This is a genomic window from Occallatibacter sp. FHG110214_02 (genome assembly GCF_059115385.1).
Window position 1 is genome coordinate 134,967 of record NZ_JBZYWK010000004.1, and the last position, 17,024, is coordinate 151,990.

The 17,024-nt window shown below is 57.3% G+C and carries 13 protein-coding genes; 6 read left to right on the forward strand and 7 right to left on the reverse strand.

Annotation, left to right across the window (positions count from 1 at the left end; genetic code table 11):
• Positions 1-4: 4 nt before the first annotated feature.
• Positions 5-2,533: a polysaccharide biosynthesis/export family protein gene (locus AC5S3R_RS05655; protein WP_494266036.1), complete on the reverse strand. Its 2,529-nt coding sequence runs from the start codon at positions 2,531-2,533 to the stop codon at positions 5-7.
• Between the two features lie 142 nt (positions 2,534-2,675).
• Positions 2,676-3,623 carry an SDR family oxidoreductase gene (locus AC5S3R_RS05660; protein WP_494266037.1) on the reverse strand — a complete coding sequence of 316 codons (948 nt, stop codon included), beginning with the start codon at positions 3,621-3,623 and terminating at the stop codon, positions 2,676-2,678.
• A 143-nt stretch (positions 3,624-3,766) separates the two neighbouring features.
• Between AC5S3R_RS05660 and AC5S3R_RS05665 the strand changes: the two genes are divergently transcribed.
• The 4 genes from AC5S3R_RS05665 (at position 3,767) to AC5S3R_RS05680 (ending at position 8,885) form a co-directional block, all read left to right on the forward strand.
• Positions 3,767-5,113: a nucleotide sugar dehydrogenase gene (locus AC5S3R_RS05665; protein ID WP_494266038.1), complete on the forward strand. Its 1,347-nt coding sequence runs from the start codon at positions 3,767-3,769 to the stop codon at positions 5,111-5,113.
• Between the two features lie 127 nt (positions 5,114-5,240).
• The gene (locus tag AC5S3R_RS05670; protein WP_494266039.1) at positions 5,241-7,139 is read left to right on the forward strand and encodes a (Fe-S)-binding protein; all 1,899 of its coding nucleotides are present in this window, start codon (positions 5,241-5,243) and stop codon (positions 7,137-7,139) included.
• Positions 7,140-7,152: 13 nt separating this feature from the next.
• Complete coding sequence (locus AC5S3R_RS05675; protein WP_494266040.1) at positions 7,153-7,923, forward strand: electron transfer flavoprotein subunit beta/FixA family protein; 771 nt, start codon at positions 7,153-7,155, stop codon at positions 7,921-7,923.
• A complete protein-coding gene (locus AC5S3R_RS05680) occupies positions 7,920-8,885 on the forward strand; it encodes an electron transfer flavoprotein subunit alpha/FixB family protein (RefSeq protein ID WP_494266041.1) in 966 nt (321 codons plus the stop codon). Before AC5S3R_RS05675 ends, AC5S3R_RS05680 begins: the two co-directional genes overlap by 4 nt.
• A 50-nt stretch (positions 8,886-8,935) precedes the next feature.
• Here the strand turns inward: AC5S3R_RS05680 and hutH are convergent, their stop codons facing one another.
• The 5 genes from hutH to AC5S3R_RS05705 form a co-directional block, all read right to left on the reverse strand.
• A complete protein-coding gene (hutH, locus tag AC5S3R_RS05685; RefSeq protein WP_494266042.1) occupies positions 8,936-10,462 on the reverse strand; it encodes a histidine ammonia-lyase in 1,527 nt (508 codons plus the stop codon).
• Between the two features lie 21 nt (positions 10,463-10,483).
• A complete protein-coding gene (locus tag AC5S3R_RS05690) occupies positions 10,484-11,533 on the reverse strand; it encodes a sugar phosphate isomerase/epimerase family protein (RefSeq protein ID WP_494266043.1) in 1,050 nt (349 codons plus the stop codon).
• A 288-nt stretch (positions 11,534-11,821) separates the two neighbouring features.
• Positions 11,822-12,967 (reverse strand): Gfo/Idh/MocA family protein, encoded by a 1,146-nt coding sequence (locus AC5S3R_RS05695; protein WP_494266044.1) that lies wholly within the window; start codon positions 12,965-12,967, stop codon positions 11,822-11,824.
• A gap of 58 nt (positions 12,968-13,025) precedes the next feature.
• A complete protein-coding gene (manD, locus tag AC5S3R_RS05700) occupies positions 13,026-14,234 on the reverse strand; it encodes a D-mannonate dehydratase ManD (protein ID WP_494266045.1) in 1,209 nt (402 codons plus the stop codon).
• A 15-nt stretch (positions 14,235-14,249) separates the two neighbouring features.
• Entirely contained in the window at positions 14,250-15,026 is a 777-nt protein-coding gene (locus AC5S3R_RS05705; RefSeq protein ID WP_494266046.1) for an SDR family NAD(P)-dependent oxidoreductase, read from the reverse strand.
• A 134-nt stretch (positions 15,027-15,160) separates the two neighbouring features.
• On the opposite strand from AC5S3R_RS05705, the gene AC5S3R_RS05710 reads away from it, so the two are divergent.
• Complete coding sequence (locus AC5S3R_RS05710; protein ID WP_494266047.1) at positions 15,161-16,255, forward strand: sugar kinase; 1,095 nt, start codon at positions 15,161-15,163, stop codon at positions 16,253-16,255.
• 104 nt (positions 16,256-16,359) lie between these two features.
• Positions 16,360-17,007, forward strand: a complete 648-nt coding sequence (locus tag AC5S3R_RS05715) for a bifunctional 4-hydroxy-2-oxoglutarate aldolase/2-dehydro-3-deoxy-phosphogluconate aldolase (RefSeq protein WP_494266048.1) — start codon at positions 16,360-16,362, stop codon at positions 17,005-17,007.
• The last annotated feature ends 17 nt before the right edge of the window (positions 17,008-17,024 follow it).

Below are 17,024 nucleotides of genomic sequence, written 5' to 3' on the forward strand. Positions count from 1 at the left end.
TGCGCTAGAACCTCTCCGAGTAGACCATACCTGCGTAGAGGCTTACGCCTGCAGCCGATTGAATCGCCGCCTCAAGGGAGTGATTCCAGATACTCTTGGCCAGGGAGTCAGGCACAAATAGGATGTCGCGCTCACGCAGTGGTTGATCCGGGTCCTCTCCGTGAAGCATGCGTTTAAGATTAAGCGCTGTGACAAGCCGCGCGCCGCCCTGCTGTTCGCGAATCAACACAGCTTTCTGCGTAGCCGCACTCTGCGACGGCCCCCATGCAAGAGAAAGTGCCTGCAGAACGGTGAGCTTCTGTTGCGGGTCCATGGCAAAGCCGCCGGGGCGCATCACTCCGCCAACAACATAGATAAATCCTGCGCGATTCACCTGCACAATATCGCCCGGCTCGAGTTCCGGATTATGGTCATCCTCTGCACCACTAGCATCTGCATGCAGAGAAACAATATGCGGAGTTTTGGGATCCTCGCGATGAAAGATGCCTACCACTCCACCCGCAGTCGGACTGGTTCCAGAAGCCACTGCAATCAGGTCAAGCAGCCTATGATGCACCGTGAATGGATAGACGCCAGGACGAGCCACTTCGCCGAGCACGCTTACGTCCTGCCCAACGGCTTGCGTAACAAGTACGAAAACCTGCGGGTGCAGCAAAAATCCCTTCTCCACCAGTGCCGACGCAATGGCTCGCGAAGCTCCAGCCTCATCCAACCCAGCAAGCTTGATTTCGCCAATCATCGGCAGCACTACTGTTCCGGCCTCCGAGACGCGCACCGAGGAATGAAACTCCGGAGCGTGAAACTCACTCACGTCCAAAAGATCGCCGGACGAAAGCTGCGCAGGCGGCATCGCTACTCCAACACCCGAATCCTGCAAGCCCGCGGCAAGAGGGCCTGCGCCACTCCACACTTGCGGCGAGGTTCGCGGATCGGGAACATTTCTTTGCTGCTCCGGCGTAACCACCTTTGTAACGCCGGTTGGAAGCCCCTGTGTATTTGGAATTGGCGCTTGTGCGTGTGCAGCCACAACCGCTAACGATAAGAGCATCACCACTGCCACATTACGCAGCGCACGCGGATGGATAGACTCCATCATCAGCGCACCTCCCAACGCCACCCATATGGCGACAAAGAGCGTGATGGCCATATAGAGCAGCGGGTCCGGCGCAGCAGGCTTGGACGGAACAATCGGCGGGTCCACAACCCATATATCAGGCGGATGAATGTTGGCATCAAGGCCCGCTTCCCGCAGCTTGCCTTGAATACGGATGTACATCTCCTGCAGAGCACCAGCCTCTAAGGCCATAGCCTCATAACGCCCCGCTGCATCCGTTGCTTTCTCACCTTCGCTTGTCTTCTCATCCAGTCTTGCGCGCAGCATTGTCTCGCGCTCGCGGGACGTTTCCACACTGCGGCGCATCATTTCAAGCAGGTTCCCGCGCTCCGATTTCAGTTGCCCATCCAGGTCTTGCAACTGCCTGCGAACTTCCACAACACGGCTATAGTTTGGCCCGTGCTCCAGCGTCAGTTGCGCAAGCTCCTGCTGCAGATCCCCCCGCTTTGCCTGGATCTGCTTGAATACCGCAATCTCCATGCTTCCGTCATCTGCCAGCATGGGCGAGTCTGAGTCAAGCACCAGTTCAGGATTCCCCTCACCGGCAGCCTTATAACGCGCCTCACGCAAAACACGCTCGGCAGCGGCAACAGCAAGCTCACGCGCAATCTCATCCGCTTCCACAAGTTGCGGAAGCCCCTGCGCCTGCCCGCCAGCCCGCGCTCCCGGAGCAACCATCACGCCATTCTCGCGCTTGAAAGCTTCCATCTCGCGCTCTTTTGCCTCGGCCTGTGCTTTCAAAAGCACAAGTTGCCCATTGAGATATTCCGTTGCCGCACGCGTCTCATTTACGCGCATGGAAGACTCGTCCTGGTTAAAGCCCTGAATGAGTGCATTTACCACTTCGGCAGAAAGCGCGGCATTCTTTGTGCGAAAGCGAATTTCCACCAGCAGCGTGCGCGGAACGGTACTGACATGCAAACGCCAGGCAAAGCGCTTCAATAGATATTCCTGCGCAGCCGGATTGGGAGCTTCCGGCTTGAACTCCGGAAAGCGGCGCACAAAGGAACCATTGAAATCAGGATTGCTATAGAGTTTATGGTCAAGAATTACATGCCATGCAAGACGATCGCTGCGAAACACATTCGCAATTGTCTCAATCTCCGCAAGGCCCAGAATCGCCCCGCCGGAACCGGAAGGAATACTACTCGAGCCACCATCGAGCCCCATCGAAGGCCCCTGCATAATGCGCAGAACCACCCGCGCCTTTGCCTCATATTGATTGGGAGCAATCAGGCAATACAGCAGGCACAGCAGCAGCAAGCCGCCAATCACGCCAAGAACAAACCACCGCCGCGCTCGCAGCGTCTGCCATAGAGAGGCAAACGAAGTGAACGAACCGGCAGAAGCGCCTGTCGGCAAGGCTCCATGCTGCGCGTGATGCTCCGGCGCATCCTGCGGATGAGAGAATTCGGGCAACGCTGAAAAACCTCAAGCCAATGAGTTCTTCAGCAGACTGGGAAAAATATCCGCAACCGCCAGTGCGGCTACAGCTGCAACTCAAGTTCCTCACCGTGAGCTTCACCGCACTCATCAGCGCCATCCGGCTGGCGTAACAGGCTTACTCGTTTCCGCCGCCGGCCTTGTACCACTCCACCGTCCGCCGCAGTCCTTCGCGAAAATCCACCTGCGGCTTGTAGCCCAACCGTTCTTCTGCAAGCGAAATGTCGGCCAGCGAGTCGCGGATATCCCCTGCTCGCGGCGCGGCATAGGCCACTTCTCCGGCATAGCCGGTCAGTTCTTGCAAAATACGGAAGGTTGCATTCAGAGTAATACGAGAACCCGTCGCTGTGTTCATTACCTGGCCAGAAACTTTTTCAGCCGGTGCCGCGGCAGCCAACAGGTTGGCGTGGACCACGTTATCGATATAGGTAAAATCGCGGCTCTGCTCGCCGTCACCGAAGATCGTCGGCTGCTCACCAGCCAGCATTCTGCGGCAAAATATCGCCAGCACGCCGGAGTAGTGCGAAGTAGGGTCCTGGTGCGGACCAAAAACATTGAAGTAGCGAAGCACCACCGTTTCCAGCCCATAAACCCTGCTGAATGAGCGCATATAGTGCTCACCGGCGAGCTTGGCCACGGCATACGGTGAAATCGGGTCAGGAATCATCCGCTCATGCTTCGGCAAAGTGGGAGTATCGCCATAGGCCGAAGAAGACCCGGCATAGACCACGCGCCGAACCCCCGCGTCCTTAGCCGCAACCAGCACATTCAGCGTAGCGTCCACGCAATTCTGATTGGTAGAAACAGGGTCCGCCACCGAGCGCGGCACGGATGCCAGTGCAGCCTCATGAAAGACAATCTCCACGCCCTGCGTGGCCTTTACGCACACAGCCGGATCGGTCAGGTCGCCTTCGATGAATTCCATCTTTTCAAGGCCGACAAGGTTCGAACGCTTACCCGTAATAAAGCTGTCCACCCCGCGCACCGTTTCACCGCGCGCCAGCAGCGCAGCCGCAATGGAACGTCCAATAAATCCTGCAGCACCCGTTACCAGATATTTAGCCAAGGCTCTACTTCCCCCTCCTTCACCGGGGCTGCCACCGCAATTTTGCTTGGGTGGAGAATATCTCTATTTTACTGGAGCATCTTTCGCTTCTCTATCTTTCCCTTATATGCACCTTTGCCCAGGGTTTTAGAATCAAAGTAGATATGGCTACAGCAGTTGCAAGCACTTTGGCAGACGTAAAACAACGCATTCAATCCCGCGAAGCCCGCGTGGGAATTGTAGGAATGGGCTATGTGGGATTGCCGCTGGCGCTGCTCTTCAGCGGCGAGCGCTTTCGCGTAACCGGCTTCGACATTGCCGCCGATAAGGTCGAAAAACTTAACGCCGGCGGCTCCTACATTGTCCGCATTCTCCCGGCAGAGATTCAGGAAGCGCAGAAGTCCGGCTTCCACGCCACATCGGATTACTCGCAGATAGCCGAGATGGACGCCATCATCATCTGCGTTCCCACGCCGCTGAATGAGTATCACGAGCCCGACCTGAGCTATGTGACAGGCACAGTCGAGTCCATCGCGCCCTACATTCACGAAAACCAGTTGATTATCCTGGAAAGCACCACCTATCCCGGCACGACAGAAGACGTCATGGTGCCGCTACTTGAAAAGGGCAATCCGCTTGGCCTGAAGGTGGCCTGTGCCGAAGGCAACTCCGGCGTGCATGTTGCGTTTTCTCCCGAGCGTGAGGACCCCGGCAACACCGCGGTCGCCCGTCATGATATTCCCAAGGTAGTTGGCGGCTGCGGCCCCGCTGCGGTTGAGCTGGCCTCCGCCCTCTATGGCACCATCTTCCGCCGCGTAGTTCCGGTTTCAAGCCCCGCCGCGGCAGAGATGACCAAGCTGCTCGAAAACATCTATCGCTGCGTAAACATCGCGCTGGTAAACGAGCTCAAGCAGCTCTGCATGCGCATGGGGATTGATATTCATGAAGTGATTGATGCGGCCAAGACCAAGCCGTTTGGCTTCCAGGCCTTTTATCCGGGCCCCGGGCTCGGCGGACACTGCATTCCGATTGACCCCTTCTATCTCTCATGGAAGGCAAAGGAATACGACTTCCGCACACGCTTCATTGAGCTGGCCGGCGAAGTCAACACCAACATGCCGTACTTCGTCATCGAGCAGACCGCCAACGCGCTCAACGAGCACAGCAAGTCCATCAAGGGCTCAAAGATTCTCGTTCTCGGACTGGCTTACAAGCGCGACATCGATGACCTTCGCGAATCCCCTTCGCTCACCATCATCGAACTGCTACGGGAAAAAGGCGCCATCGTTTCGTATAACGATCCGTACTTCCCCACCGTTGGCCATGGCCGGCATTACGCCCTCGACATGACCAACACGCCGCTGGAAAACCTCGACCAATACGACGCGGTGCTAATCGTGACAGACCACACCAACTACGACTACAAATCCATCGTGGAGCAGTCCAGGCTGGTAGTTGACACGCGCAACGCAACCAAGGGCATCGACTCGCCCAAAATCGTGCGCAGCTAACTCCACCTCCCACATCCCCCGCCGTTGGGGGATGTGGGGAAAATCTCTCAACCCCAGCCCCTCCTCATCTGCTGTTTCCTACTCCCTACCCCCTATTCCCTACTCCCTGTTCTTTCTTGTATCGTGGTTGCGAACGCTTATGGTCTCCTTCCACGCCACTCTGGCCGAGCCGCAACAGTTTTCGCTCCATGAAAAGCTCCTCTTTCTTGCGTTCGCTCTGACCAGTTGCGCATTTTTCTGGCAGAGCTTTGGCCCCATCGCAAGAAAAATCTGGCAATCAAAGAAGGACCCCAGCTTCCACCTTGCGCCCATCGGCAAACGCATATGGGAGTTCTTCTCAGAAGTTCTCTGCCAATCAAAAGTCATTGCACAGCGCCCGCTCCCCGGCCTAGCGCATGCCTTTGTCTTCTGGAGCTTCCTCGCCTTCGCACTCGTCACACTGAATCACTGCGCCGTAGGCCTTGGCGTTGGTTTCCTCGATCCGGAAGGCTGGTTCGGACGCCTCTATTTCTATCTCGCAGCAGCATTCGCGCTCACATGCGCAGTCAGCATCGCAGGACTCTTCATACGGCGCTTTCTTATCCGCCCGCAGTGGCTCGGCAAAAAGCTTTCTTACGAATCCGGCTTCATCGCATTCCTGATCTTCGCGCTGATGGTGACTTATCTAGCCGCCTTCTTCACGACAGAGGAGTCCTTCGCAGCACACACTGTCTGGTGGCTTCACACCCTCGCTCTGCTCATCTTTCTCCCGCTCATTCCGCATACCAAGCATCTGCACCTGCTGCTGAGCCCCGTAACCGTCTTTCTCTCTCGCGGCAACTTCAGTGACATTCCTCCGCTTGCAGATGACGAAGACTTCGGCCTCGTCGCCGGGCAGGACCTCACACAAATCGTCAGCCTGCAAGCGTACTCCTGCGTAGAGTGTGGCCGCTGCACCGAGCACTGCCCCGCTGCAAACACCGGCAAAGCTCTCAACCCCAAAGAAGTCATTCTCGGATTACGTTCCTATCTCAACGCAATCGGCCCCGCAACAGAAGAACCACTGCTAGGCAAATACAACTCGCAGGAAGCCATCTTTCAATGCACCACCTGCGGCGCATGCGAGTTCCAATGCCCCGTCGGCATCGAACATCTGCCCATCATCGTCGGCCTGCGCCGCGGCGCAGTCAACACCGGCACATGGGAAGACGATTACGGCAGCAAGCTCTTCAACCAGCTTGAGCGTGGCAGCAACGTACTTGGCATCTCCGCACTGGAACGCGACAAGTTCATTCAAAAAGAAGCCTTCCCCATCTTCGACGGCACGCAGGAATACTGCCTGTGGCTTGGCTGCATGGGCGGCTATGATCCCAAAGGCCGCGAAATCATCGCAGCCTTCGCCCAGGTCATGAATCATCTGGGTACAAGCTACGGTGTACTGAAAAAGGAAAAGTGCACCGGTGACCCAGTTCGCCGCCTAGGCAACGACCTCGTCTTTCAACAACTGGCTGAAACCAACCTGGAAACCCTGGCCCAGAACAAAGTCAAAAAAATCGTTGCCATCTGCCCGCACTGTGTCCGCACCATTCAGTCAGACTGGGCCGCATACGGCACGCCCCCTGAAGTGGAACATCACAGCGAGTTTATGTCCCGTTTCGCAGACAAGCTACCGCAAGCTCAAGACAAAGAGAAGATCGTCTATCATGATCCCTGCTATCTGGGCCGCTATCGCAACGTCTACGACGAACCACGCCAGCTTGTACAGATAACAGGCACACTACTCGAAGCCCCACGCCACAAGGAGCGCAGCTTCTGCTGCGGAGCCGGTGGCGGCCTCGCCTTTCTCGGAGAAGAATCCGGCGAACGTGTCAGCCATATCCGTGCACAGGAACTTGTCGCCACCGGCGCAACAACCGTAGGCACAGCCTGCCCCTTCTGTAACACCATGTTCCGCGACGCGCTAGCCGCCAGCGAAGCACCTTCCCCTCAATTACTCGACATAGCGCAGTTAGTCGCACGCGCCCTGCCGGTTCAAAATAATCCATGAGGAACCATACCGCATGAAGATCGTAGTGGCCATCAAACAAGTACCAGACCGCGATGCTCCCGTGCACATCGATGCCGCAGGCAAGTGGATAGATGAATCCGATCTGCAGTGGACGATGAACGAACCCGACGCCTATGCGCTGGAAGAAGCTCTGCGCCTGAAAGAATCTCATGGCGGCGAAGTCATCGTACTCTCTGCTGGCCCTGAGCGCGTCGGAACCACAATTCGCGAAGCGCTCGCCAAAGGCGCAGACCGTGCCATCCACATCACAGCCGACAACCTCGGAGAACGCGATGCCCTCGGCGTGGCCAGACTCATCGCCGAAGCCCTCAAGCCCGAGTCACCCGACCTCATCCTCACTGGCCTGCAATCAGAAGACCTTGGCCTCGGACAAACCGGCGTAATCCTCGCCGAACTGCTCAACCTTCCGCATGCGTCGCTCATCCTGCACGTAGAAAAAACCGATGCGGGCCTCAAGGTAAAACGCGAACTGGAATCTGGCTGGTTCCAGGAAATCGAACTACCCATACCCGCCGTCCTCACCATCCAATCCGGCGGCAACAAACTTCGCTACGCCACACTCATGGGCATCAAAAAAGCCAAGACCAGGGAGATGCGCGTACTCAACGCCACCGAGCTTGCACCCGCTGCATCCCCAACAGTCACGCTCGAACAAATCGCATTACCCAGCAAACAACGATCCACACAAATCCTGCCCGGTAACGCACAAGAAGCCGCAGCAGCCCTCGTAGAAAAACTCAAATTCGAGGTGCGAGTGATATGAGTATTTTTGTAATCCTCGAAGAGAGCAACACTCACATAAGCAGAGCAAGCCGGGAAGCACTTGCCGCAGCGCACTCGCTCGCCACACAAACCTCGCTGACCATACACGCAGTTGTGCTCGGAGCAGCAACAGAAGCACTTGCCTTCGAAGCAGCGACAAAGTCCGTCGTCGCCGCCACACGCATCGAGCACCCCTTGCTGGCGCAATACACACCAGACGGCTGGACGATTGCATTACACCAGTTTCTAACTTCGCAGCAGCCTGCATACGTCATCTTCCCGCACACCTATCAAGTGCGTGACTACGCCCCCGCACTCGCCGCACGCATGAATCAAGTCCTCATCGGCGATGTAACAGCAATCAGCGATGGCCCCACGTTTACTCGCCAACTTATGCAGGGCCGCTTGAATGGCATCTACAAGCACACCAGCTCAGGCCCATGCTTCCTCTCCGTACAGGCAGGCGCTTTCCGTGCCGATGCCCTCGAATCCGGTGCAGCACAAGTCACCACATTCACGCCAACCATTGACGCTGCACAAATCCGCACCAAACCCGGCACACCCTTTCGCGCCGCCGAACAAACAATAGACCTGTCCTCCGCTCCCCTCATCGTCAGCGTAGGCCGAGGCATCAAAGAAGCAGATAATCTGCCCATCGTTGAAGAGCTGGCACAAGCACTCGGCGCAGAGTTGGCAGCTTCACGCCCCATCTGCGACAACGGCTGGCTTCCCATGGAGCGCCAGGTTGGCTCAAGCGGTCAGACCGTTGCACCAAAGCTTTACCTCGCCGTCGGCATCTCCGGAGCCATCCAGCACCTTGTCGGAATGAAAGGCTCACAGTGCATCGTAGCCATCAACAAAGACCCCGACGCACCTATCTTTGAAGTCGCGGACTACGGCATCGTCGGCGATTTATTTGAAGTTGTCCCCGCACTCATCGAAGCAGTCAAAGCCGCAAAATAAAAACGCCCCGCATCTCGATTGGGTGCGGGGCGTTCAATTTACGAGCACATCTACTCAGACCACTCCGCAAACGCGCCATTGCGCACAGCCAGCGCCATCGCTTCCATATCGCCAGACAGCACGCGGTCTTCCTTCAGGCTCGTCACCACAGCGCGCACTGCCGCATACGCACCCTCCACAGGCGCGCTGGACTTAAGCGGCCTGCGGAACTCAAGCGCCTGCGCACCGCACATCAACTCAACGCCAATCACGCGCTCAGCATTCTCCACAATGCGCCGCAGCTTCAGCGCACCCGTCATGCCCATCGAAACATGGTCTTCCTTGCCGCCATCCGTCGGAATACTTCCCGTAGACGAAGGCGCTGCAAGCACCTGGCACTCGTTAATCAACGCAGCGGAAACAATCTGAGCCATCATAAAGCCGGAAGAGATACCGGGGTCCTGCGCAAGAAATGCAGGCAAGCCTTCATTGATATCCGGATTCAACAAGCGGTCAATGCGCCGCTCCGTAATGCTCGCCAGATCCGTAATCGCCGCCGCCGCATAATCAAACGCATACGAAAGCGGAGCACCATGAAAGTTGCCACCAGAAATGATGCTCTCTTCCAGCGACGAACCATCCGGAAAAATCAACGGATTGTCAGTTGCAGAACCAGCCTCAGTTTCCAGCACTCCAGAAACATGATCCAGCACCCCACGCACCGCGCCATGCACCTGCGGCATACAGCGCAGACAATACGCATCCTGCACGCGAGTATCCCCCACGCGATGCGATTCGCGAATTTCCGACCCCTCCAGCAGTTGCAGCAAATGCTTCGCTGAAGCAATCTGACCCGCATGCGGGCGAGCCGCATGAATCCGTGGATCAAACGCCGCAGGAGTTCCCATCAACGCTTCCAGTGACAACGCTCCAGCAACATCCGCCAGCCGAACCAACCGCTGCGCACGCGCCACTGCCAGCGCACCCACAGCCGTCATCGCCTGCGTGCCATTCAGCACGGCCAAACCTTCTTTTGCCGCAAGCGCAATCGGCTTCAACCCCGCACGCTGCATTGCATCCGCGCCGGCAATCCGCTCGCATTGATAGAAAGCCTCGCCCTCACCAATCACAACCAACGCCAAATGCGCTAGCGGAGCCAGATCGCCACTTGCGCCCACAGAGCCGCGTTCCGGCACCACCGGATGCACGCCAGCATTCAGCATGCCGACAAGCAGCTCCACCACTTCCGGCCTATTACCACTGAACCCCTTCGCAAGCACATTGGCACGCAGCAGCAGCATAGCGCGTACCTCAGCCTCAGACAGCGGCTTCCCCACCCCACCCGCATGGCTGCGCACAAGGTTCGTTTGCAGTTGCGCCAGCTTATCCGGCGCAACGCGTACATCCGCCAGCTTGCCAAAGCCGGTGTTCACGCCATAGACCGTCTGCCCCGTTGCCAGAATCTGCTCAATCTGTGCACGGCCCGCTTTCATTCGCCCCAACGCCGCATCTGCAACTGCCACACGCCGGTTAGCCGATGCAACTTCTTCAATCTCCGCCAGACTCAGCGGCTGACCATCCAACTGCAAAATGTTCATATTGGTTCAATTCTAAATTCTTCAATCGAGCCCGAGAATGCGGCGGTTCCTTTCCCTGTCAGTGCCCGCGCCAACAAAATCGTCAAAGGCCTTCTCCGTCACGCGAAGAATGTGCCTCTTGATAAACGGCGCACCTTCCGCAGCTCCCTGCTCAGGATGCTTGATCGCACACTCCCACTCCATCACCGCCCAGCCGGGATAGTCATACTGCGCCATCTTAGAAAAGATTCCGCCAAAATCAACCTGCCCGTCGCCCAGTGAACGAAAGCGTCCCGGTCTGTTGATCCACGGAAGATAGCTGCCATAAACACCCGACTTCGCTGTAGCGTTATACTCCGCGTCCTTCACATGGAAGGCACGAATGCGCTCGTGATACAGATCGATGAATCCCAGATAATCCGCCTGCTGCAGCACATAATGGCTAGGGTCGTAGAGAATATTCGCGCGCTTGTGTCCTTCCACTTCTTCCAGAAAGCGCTCAAACGTAGCACCATCATGCAGGTCTTCCCCCGGATGCAGCTCAAAGCAGGCATCCACACCCACTTCATCAAACGCATTGAGAATCGGCAACCAGCGGCGGCCCAGTTCTGCAAAGGCCTCTTCTACCAGTCCAGCAGGCCGCTGTGGCCACGGATAAAAAAACGGCCAAGCCAACGCGCCGGAAAATGTAGCATGCGCCGTAAGCCCCATGCGCCAGCTGGCTTTGGCTGCCCAGTGCAACTGCTGCACGGCCCATGACTGGCGACTCTTTGCATCGAGCCCCGCAGGAGCGAAGTCCGCATACATGGTGTCATAAGCCGGATGCGTTGCCACAAGCTGCCCTTGCAGATGCGTCGATAGCTCCGTAACTTCCAGCCCTGCCGAACGAACCGTGCCAAGAATCTCATCGGCATAGTCCTGCCTTTCAGCGGCACGCTGCAAGTCGATAAAGCGCTTGTCCCACGTAGGAATCTGCACCCCAACAAAGCCAAGCTTCGCAGCCCATGTGGAGATATCAGCAAGCGTATTGAACGGTGCAGCATCCCCAGCAAACTGCGCAAGAAAAATTCCCGGCCCCTTAATCGTCTTCATACTAGAAATCTCCCACAAAACTTATTAAAGTGCTTTGCTGGAATCTCTTCTGACAAAGCACCTTTTAGCAAGACGTACGCAGCTTATTCCAGCAACAATGCACACTATATCTACGGCAACATTAAACACCAAATCTCGTGTCACTGAGCTGTGGGACCACCCCTTAGGGGTAAGCCACACACCGATGAACGCATCGCAACAACAAAAAGTGAGCAGCACGGCAATCACACCTAGAGATGGGCGCAAGATGTTCGAGAATTTCATGCCGTCCGAATCCAACGCTGCAATTTAAAACTCAACCCACGTCCCGCTAGCATTGCTGGTGATGCACCGCTCAATAAATCGCATTCCACGCACGCCTGCCTTGATACCCGGCAGAGTAGGCGGAGACTGCACAGACTTGTCCAGCTTCCACGCTTCCAACCAGTCAGCAAACTCGCGATACAACACCGCAAAGGCTTCAAGATACCCTTCAGGATGCCCGCTAGGCGTACGAGCCGCAGCAAGAGCATCAGAACTTAGATACCCCTCAGAAGCACGATAAGTCTGCACAGGCCGGCCCGGCGTGCGAAGAATAAGGTTGTTTGGGTCTTCCTGCTCCCAATGCAAGCTAGCCTTATCGCCATAGACGCGCAAACGTGGATTATTACCTTCCCCTGTGGCAATCTGCGAAACAAGAAGAGTTCCCTGCGCCCCATTGTTGAGCTTAAAGAGCGCCGTGCAATCATCATCCACCTTGCGCGTAGGAATAACGCTGCGCAGCGTAGCATTCAGCGCCGTGAACTCAAGCCCAGTGACATATTCAACAAGATGAAAAGCATGTGTTCCAATGTCGCCAATCGACCCACCAGGACCGTTCTTTGCAGGATCCACGCGCCACTCGGCCTGCTTGTTGCCGGTCGCTTCGGTCTCCCCGCTGAGCCACCCCTGCAGATAATCAACAGCAACCTTGCGAATGTTGCCGAGAACACCAGAAGCACAAATAGCGCGCGCCTCGCGGATAAGCGCATACCCTGCGTACGTATGCGTTAGCGCATAAGGCAAGCCCGCATTGGCAACAACCTTTTCAAGTTCCAACGCTTCGTCATAAGTAGCAGTAGCAGGCTTATCGCTGACAACAGGAATCCCCGCTTCAAGCGCGGCTTTCGCAACAGGCAAATGCAGATGGTTCGGCGTCGCAATAATAAGGAAGTCAATACCATCAGGCCTCTGCTTTTCCGCAGCAATAAGCTCCTGCCACGTCGCATAGGCGCGTGCCGGATCGATCTTGTAGCTAACAGCAGCCGCACGCGATTTCTCCGGCGAAGACGAAAAAGCTCCGGCAACAATTTCCGCGCGGCTATCAAGCTCCGCTGCAATTCTGTGAACAGGACCGATAAAAGCACCAGCACCGCCCCCGATAAGTGCATAACGCAATTTGCGCGATTGAGTCATTCCATTCTCCACGTACTATCTGAAAGTTTGTTCTAAACGCCGCATGTACGGCCAATCCTTACCAGTCCGTTAAAGTCCCATCCAATTTGCGATTCACCGGCAGATATGCACGCTGATACGGATACTTCGCCGCAAGCGCTTCATCAAGATCAACACCAAGACCCGGCTTCTCCCCTGGGTGCATGTATCCATCCGCATACGCATACGCATGCGGAAACACCGACTCCATCTCTTCCGAATGCGGCATGTGTTCCTGAATGCCGAAGTTATGCACCGCTACCCCAAAATGCAGTGCCGCCGCCATCGTCACAGGCGAAAGATCCGTTGCCCCATGACACCCTGTACGCACGTGATACAACTCCGCAAAATCCGCAAGCTTCTTCAAATGCGTCAGCCCGCCCGCATGCACCACCGTTGCGCGAATGTAATCAATCCACTGGTTGCGGATAAGGTCATGCGCATCCCACAACGAGCTAAAAACCTCACCCACAGCAATCGGAGTGGTCGTGTGCTCGCGAATCACCTTGAACCCCTCCTGCAACTCCGCAGGCGTAGGGTCTTCCATCCAGAAAAGATGATAAGGCTCCAACTCCTTGCCCAGCCGCGCCGCTTCAATCGGCGTCAAGCGATGATGGCAATCATGCAACAGGTGCAACTCCTCACCAAACTTCTCTCTCACCTTTTCAAAGAGCTTCGGCGTAGAGCGCAGATAAGGCTCCGTAGCCCATTCATACTCCGAAGGCAAACCACGCTCTGCAGGCTCATAGCGGCCTCCACCTTTCGACACGCCATACGTGCTCTTCAGCCCCGCAACACCGCTCTGCACGCGGATCGCCTTGTATCCCTGCTCCTGGTGCTTCGCAACATCGTCGAGCGCAGCCTCCACATCCTTGCCAAAAGCATGACAGTAAACCATCACACCATCGCGGCTCTTGCCGCCAAGCAGGTTGTAGACCGGGGTATTCAGCGCCTTACCCTTGATATCCCACAGCGCCACATCCACAGCCGCAATCGCCGACATGGTGACCAGCCCGCGCCGCCAGTACGGCCCGCGATAGAGATACTGCCAGATATCTTCCGTCTGAAACGGATCACGCCCAAGGATGCAAGGAATCACGTGGTCGGTAAGATAACTCGCCACAGCCAACTCACGCCCGTTGAGCGTGCCATCGCCCAACCCATAGATGCCCTCATCGGTCTCCACCTTAAGCGTGACAAAATTCCGCCCCGGCGACGTGATGTTTACATACGCATTTGTAATCTTCATCGGTTGAATCCTTGACTACTGATTAACAGCGCTAGCCAGAAACCCGCCATCCACCGCAATAATCTCCCCCGTCACAAACGAAGCCGCATCGGAAGCAAGATACACCGCAGTTCCCGCCACCTCATGCGCCTCGCCAAACCGCCCCATCGGCGTACGCATCTTCAGCTCCGCACCTCGCGCTGTACCTTCCACAATCGCCTTATTCAGCGGAGTAGGAAAACCCCCCGGAGCAATCGCATTCACATTCACGCCGCTCTTCGCCAGTTCAATCGCCAGCACCTGCGTCAGCGAACCAATCCCCGCCTTGCTCGCGCTATAAGCGGCCACTTCCTTGAATCCCGCAAACGTACTCAGCGAAGCAATATTGATAATCCGCCCATAGCCGGCCTTCACCATGCCCGGCGCAAACACCTGGCAACTCCGCAGCGTACCCGTCAGATTCGTTTCCATCACACGCGCCCACTCCGCCTCGCTCTCCTCCAGCGTAGGAGACTTGTGCGTCACGCCCTGCGCATTGACCAAAACATCCACCTTGCCAAATGCCGCAATCACCGCATCATGCAGCGCAACAAGCGACGCACGGTCCATCACATCGCTCGTAACAGGCAGCGTCTTCCTTCCCAGCGCCTCAATCTCGGCCGTAACCTGCGCCGCCTGCTCCGCGCGCCGCGAAGTCGCCACCACGTCCGCGCCGGCCTCTGCCAGCCCAATCGCAATCGCATAGCCCAACCCGGTCGTTCCGCCAATCACCACAGCCGTTCTGCCACTCAAATCGAACAGGCTCTTCGTCATTGCGCCTCGCATCCTCTAACCCGCAACTTTACAAGATAGGCCCCACCGCGGTCTCGTTCCTCTAGGTCTCAAGTCGTATACGTTCCGCCGCTCGCTGCGTTACATTGTTCCCGTACCACTAAAAGGCTTTTCTTATGGACCCCATTCAAATCCCCGCCCAGCGCCGCTGGGACGCACTCTCCCTCGGTGAAGTCATGCTCCGCCTCGACCCCGGCCCCGTCCGCGTGCACACCGCGCGCCAGTTCACAGCCTGGGAAGGCGGCGGCGAATACAACGTAGCCCGTGGCCTTCGCCGCTGCTTCGGACTGCGCACCGCCATCGCCACCGCTCTCGCGGAAAACTCCGTAGGCCGCCTCGTCGAAGACTTTATCCTCCAAGGCGGCGTCGATGCCTCCCTGCTCAAATGGACCCCCTACGACGGCGTAGGCCGCGCCGTCCGCAACGGCCTCAACTTCACCGAACGCGGCTTCGGCATCCGCGCCGCCGCCGGAACATCCGATCGCGGCCACACCGCCATCAGCCAGGTCAAGTCAGGAGACTTCGACTGGCCCACAATCTTCGGCTCCGAAAACGGCGCACGCGCCTTTCACACCGGCGGAATCTTCGCCGCCCTCTCGGCCTCCACGGCAGAGGTCGCAGCCGAAGCCATGACCGCGGCACAGGCCGCCGGAACCATCGTCTCCTTCGATCTCAACTACCGCGACTCCCTCTGGAAGGCCATCGGCGGCAAAGCCAAGGCACAGGAAGTGAACCGAGATCTTGTAAAAAAAGTAGACATCCTGCTCGGTAACGAAGAAGACTTCTCCGCCATGCTCGGCGTGCATCTCAAAGGTGTCTCCGAAGACTTCGCCGAACTCCCCGTCCACTCCTACGAAGAGATGCTGCGCGAAGTAGCCAGCCTCTACCCCAACCTGAAGCTCATAGCCAGCACCCTACGAACCGCAAAAACAGCCACCGTCAACGCATGGGGAGCCATCGCACTCTATGAAGACAAAATCATCCACGTCCCCCAGCGCGATATCGAAATCTACGACCGCGTAGGCGGCGGCGACAGCTTTGCCTCAGGCCTGCTCTACGGCCTCCTCGCAGGTAAAGGAGCCGAGTGGGCGGTCGCATGCGGCGTAGCCCACGGAGCACTCGCCATGACTACCCCCGGCGACACCAGCATGGCCACCCTATCCGAAGTCGAGCGCGCCATGAAAGGCGGCAGCGCCCGCATCGCGAGATAAAGAAAAGAGCGCACGCCTGATTCGTTCAGAAGGGTACGGGCTTTAGCCCGCACAGAAAGCACATTAACCAATAACAGGGGCTTTAGCCCCTGAGGGAAAGCGCAATGTCCACCACCGCAGAGCTCCTCGAATCCGCAGGCCTCATCCCCGTCCTCCGCGCCAAAAGCGAAAAACAAGCCCACGCCGTCGTACAAGCCATGATGAAAGGCGGCGTCAAAGTCGTAGAAGTCACCATGACCGTCCCCGGCGCAGTCGATCTCCTCAAAACCCTCAAGCAGGAGTACGGCGACACGGTTCTCCTCGGCGCAGGCACCGTCACCACCGCGCAGGAGGTCGAAGACACCATCGCCGCAGGAGCCGAATTCATCGTAAGCCCCAGCCTGCACACAGAGGTCATCGTCGCCACCAAGGCACTCGGCAAGCTCTCCGTCCCTGGCGCGCTCACGCCAACCGAAGTCCTCACCGCCTACCGCGCCGGCGCGGACTACGTAAAAATCTTCCCCTGCTCCGCGATGGGCGGCGCACCCTATCTCAAGTCCCTGCTCGCGCCATTCCCGTTCCTCAAGCTAATCCCCACCGGCGGCGTAACACTGCACACAGCAGCCAGCTTCCTCGAAGCCGGAGCCAAAGCCCTCGGCGTAGGCAGCGACCTCGTCAACCTAGCCGCCATCGATGAAGGCAAACCCGAAATCATTACCGGCGCGGCGGAAGCCTACCTGCAAGTCCTGGCGAAAGCGCGCAGCAAAGCATAGCAGCCGCGCTGTGTGTC